Source organism: Methylobacterium sp. WL8, assembly GCF_008040045.1.
Taxonomy (GTDB): Bacteria; Pseudomonadota; Alphaproteobacteria; order Rhizobiales; family Beijerinckiaceae; genus Methylobacterium; species Methylobacterium cerastii.
In genome coordinates, this window is record NZ_VRVF01000157.1 from 1 (window position 1) to 3,494 (window position 3,494).

Annotated in this window: 4 protein-coding genes and 1 pseudogene; 3 read left to right on the forward strand and 2 right to left on the reverse strand. The window is 64.3% G+C overall.

Annotation, left to right across the window (positions count from 1 at the left end):
• Positions 1 to 382: 382 nt before the first annotated feature.
• A complete protein-coding gene (locus tag FV234_RS25480; protein WP_147832401.1) occupies positions 383 to 829 on the forward strand; it encodes a hypothetical protein in 447 nt (148 codons plus the stop codon).
• Positions 830 to 1,000: 171 nt separating this feature from the next.
• Positions 1,001 to 1,897, forward strand: a complete 897-nt coding sequence (locus FV234_RS25485; protein ID WP_147832402.1) for a 3'-5' exonuclease — start codon at positions 1,001 to 1,003, stop codon at positions 1,895 to 1,897.
• A gap of 86 nt (positions 1,898 to 1,983) precedes the next feature.
• On the opposite strand, the pseudogene FV234_RS25490 reads toward FV234_RS25485, so the two are convergent.
• Positions 1,984 to 2,271: pseudogene (locus FV234_RS25490) on the reverse strand (IS3 family transposase); the annotation flags it as partial.
• 107 nt (positions 2,272 to 2,378) lie between these two features.
• Here FV234_RS25490 and FV234_RS25495 point away from each other — a divergent pair.
• A complete protein-coding gene (locus FV234_RS25495) occupies positions 2,379 to 3,371 on the forward strand; it encodes an IS66 family transposase (protein WP_281407974.1) in 993 nt (330 codons plus the stop codon).
• Positions 3,372 to 3,399: 28 nt separating this feature from the next.
• Here the strand turns inward: FV234_RS25495 and FV234_RS27145 are convergent.
• Positions 3,400 to 3,494, reverse strand: a 95-nt coding sequence (locus FV234_RS27145) for an IS3 family transposase (RefSeq protein WP_348643097.1), incomplete at its 5' end; no start/stop codon positions are given.

Below are 3,494 nucleotides of genomic sequence, written 5' to 3' on the forward strand. Positions count from 1 at the left end.
TTAGCCCCCCAATTCGTTATGACTTGTAGCCCATCTTGCGATACTACATTGGACGATATTATCACGGCGGCGAACCTCATCACTGCCGCCCCATGGTCCTGAGATAGACGGCCCGCGCGAGGCGCGCCGCCCCCACCGGCCTGCCTGAACAACCTCAGCAAGTTTTTGTCTTTTAGGACGAGCCCCTCGTACGAAAGCAACAAGAGCCTCGACCATCCAGGCCGGCAGCCAGCAGACGTCAATCTCCTGTTGGCGGCGCAAGCCGCTTTGTGATGTGCTCCGTAAGCAAGGATTAACGCTGCGTGAGCATCGTTGTGAAACTGATCGATCAACCGTTCGGACCAGCGGGGTCCGCACAGTTGCGCTAGGAGACAGCCGGTCCATGCCTCGCTTGTTCGAACTGCTGCGCCGGAACCTCCAGATGGTTTTTGCGTGGAAGCCGGCATCTGCTCAGTTGCTTCCTCTCATCCTGGGGGTTTTCGCCTTTGCAGGTTGGGGAGCCTACGCGAACAAAGCGTCAGCCAACCGCAATCTCACGACTGAAGTCAGCCTGCTTCAAACAGGAAGAAGCGCGCTTGTGAATCGTCAGAGAGAGTTGGAGCAGGCAAACATCGACCTTGTCCGTGAGTGGCAAGGCAAACTCGCCTCCGCACGCGAGGAGCTTGGCCAAGCTGTTGCCGCGCGCGACGCGGCCAAGGGCCAGCTTGGCAGTTCACAGCGCGAGCTTGTCGCCTCGAAGAAGCGCTTCGATCAGGCTCGTGAACGTGTCTCCGAGACAGGAAGCATCAAACCCGCGGAGCCGTCGAAGAAGACCACGAATAAGCCGTAGAGCCGCCCGAGAGCTCGGCCCTCAATGTGAAGAACCCAAGCCGCGATAATTTCCTTGGGGACTCAGCTTAGGAGGTCTGGCTGCGAGGCCTTGACCCTGTCCTGCTCCTGCGACGAGTCGCGGCCTCCGATGGCTGAGCGATGGCGAGGCTTCGGACTGGACGCTACAGAAGTGACGGAAGCCCTCGACACCATCGCAAGCGTGCTGGAAGGCACTGGCGACTACCGGGTGCTGCGGCGCGTCAGACCGTTTGTCGATTTCACGGATGCAGCCGACGAGCCGACGTTCATCGGGCTGATCCTCGACACAGAGACCACAGGCATCGATCACGCGCGCGACGAGGTGATCGAGCTTGGCATCATCAAGTTCGAGTACGGCGCAAGCGGCCGCATCTACCGGGTGATCGAGACGCTCAATCAGCTCCATCAACCGAGCAAGCCGATCCCGCCTGAGGTCGAGCGCCTGACTGGCATCACGGATGCTGACGTAGCTGGCCAGCGCATCGATGATGCAGCCGTTCGCGAGATAGCCGCTGACGCCGCAGTGGTGATCGCTCACAATGCCAGTTTCGACCGGCAGATGTGCGAAGGTCGTTGGCCGATCTTCATCGAGAAGAATTGGGCTTGTTCCTGCCATCAGGTGCCATGGCGCGACGAGGGCCATGAGGGCATGAAGCTCGGCTATCTGCTCACCGACTATGGCTTGTTCCATAAGGGTCATCGCGCCATCGACGACTGTCATGCCCTTCTGGCGCTGCTGGCGGCCCCACTGAGGTCCTCCGGTCGCCTTGCCTTGTCGTGCCTGCTCGAAACTGCCCGCAGGCCCACGGTGCGCCTTTGGGCAACTGGTTCGCCCATCGCGACAAAGGACGCGCTGAAGGCGCGCAGCTATCGCTGGAGCGGTCAGCGGCGCTGCTGGTACATCGATGTGGAAGAGGAACGGCTCGAGATGGAGCGCACCTTCCTCAGCCAACAGATTTTCAAGCGTGAGGTCCAGGACCTATCAGCCGAGCGGATCACGGCGAGGGACCGGTTTTCCGTAAGAACGAACCCCGAAGCCTCCGGGTGAGACCCGAAGCTGAGCCAGCGCATTTTCGAGCGTCACAGAAGCCTCCTCAGCTACCTGATCCTCCCCCGGTTCCACGGACAGGGGGGTTAGCTCGCGTTCCGTTCGGCTTGCTCGGGTGTGATGTATCCCAGGGCCGAGTGGATGCGCTGCCGATTGTAGTAGCCCTCGATGTAGGCGAACAAGTCGCGTCGGGCCTCGTCCCGGGTCGCCCATCGTCTCTGGTGGACGAGTTCGACCTTGAGCGTGTGGAAGAAGCTCTCCATCGGGGCGTTATCGTAGCAGCAGCCTGTCCGGCTCATGGAGGGCGTCGCCTTCATGTCGGCGAGCTGCGCTCTGTAGGCCTCGGCGGCGTATTGGCTGCCGCGATCCGAGTGACATCGGCGTCTCGTCCGAGAAGCTGAAGGCACGCGTCGAGCAACTCGAACTCGCCATCGAGGCGTTGGAGGTCGACGAGGCCGAGCGCCTGGCCGCCGCACCGGTCGTGGCCGACGCCGTCGAGGCCTCTCGTGCAAGACCGGCTCGGCGTCCCTTGCCCAATCATCTCCCCCGCGAGAGCGTGATCCATCCCGGTCCCTGCGCCTGCCCGTCCTGCGGTGGAACCCTGCGTCGGGTCGGCGAGGACGTGACGGAGACCCTCGATTACGTGCCCGGCCGCTTCAAGGTGGTCCGGCACGTGCGCGAGGCGTTCGCGTGCCGAGCCTGCGAAGGCATGGTTCAGGCGCCTGCCCCGCATCATGCGATCACCCGCGGGCGGGCCGGAGCCGGGCTTCTCGCCCATATCGCGGTGGCCAAGTTCGATGACCACCTGCCGCTCTACCGCCAGGCCGAGATCTATGCCCGGGACGGCGTGGATCTGGCCACCTCGACCCTGTCGGGCTGGGTGGGGGCGACGGCCGCCGCCCTCTCGCCGTTGATCGACCTGCTCCGCCAGGACGTGCTGGCGGACTCGGATGTCCTCTACGGCGACGACACCCCCGTCCCGGTGCTGGCACCGGGCCTGGGCCAGACGAAGACCGGACGGCTCTGGGTCTACGTGCGCCATGAGCGGCCCCATGGCGGCGTACGTCCGCCGGCCGCCGTGTTCCTGGCCTCCCCCGACCGCAGGGGCGAGCGGCCGCTGACGCATCTGGCCGGGTTCCGGGGCGTGCTGCACGCCGACGGCTATGCCGGCTTCAATCGCCTCTACGAGGGCGGCCGCACCGGCGGTGCCCTGATCGAGGCGGCCTGCTGGGCCCACACCCGGCGCAAGTTCTTCGACGTTCACGCCAAATCCGACTCGGCTATCGCCGGGGAGGCGCTGGAGCGCATCGGCGCCCTCTACGCCATCGAACGCGAGATCGCCGGCCAGCCGCCCGATGAGCGACAGCGACGGCGGCAGGATCGATCCCGGCCGCTGGCCGATGCCTTGAGAACCTGGGCCGAGACGATCCTGCCGCAGCTCTCCGGCCCCTCGGATCTAGCCAAGGCGTTCTGATCCTCCCCCGGTTCCACGGACAGGGGGGTTAGCTCGCGTTCCGTTCGGCTTGCTCGGGTGTGATGTATCCCAGGGCCGAGTGGATGCGCTGCCGATTGTAGTAGCCCTCGATGTAGGCGAACA

Excerpts from the sequence above, each read along its gene's own strand:
- FV234_RS25480 (WP_147832401.1), top strand. The coding sequence starts at position 383 with ATGCCTCGCTTGTTCGAACTGCTGCGCCGGAACCTCCAGATGGTTTTT.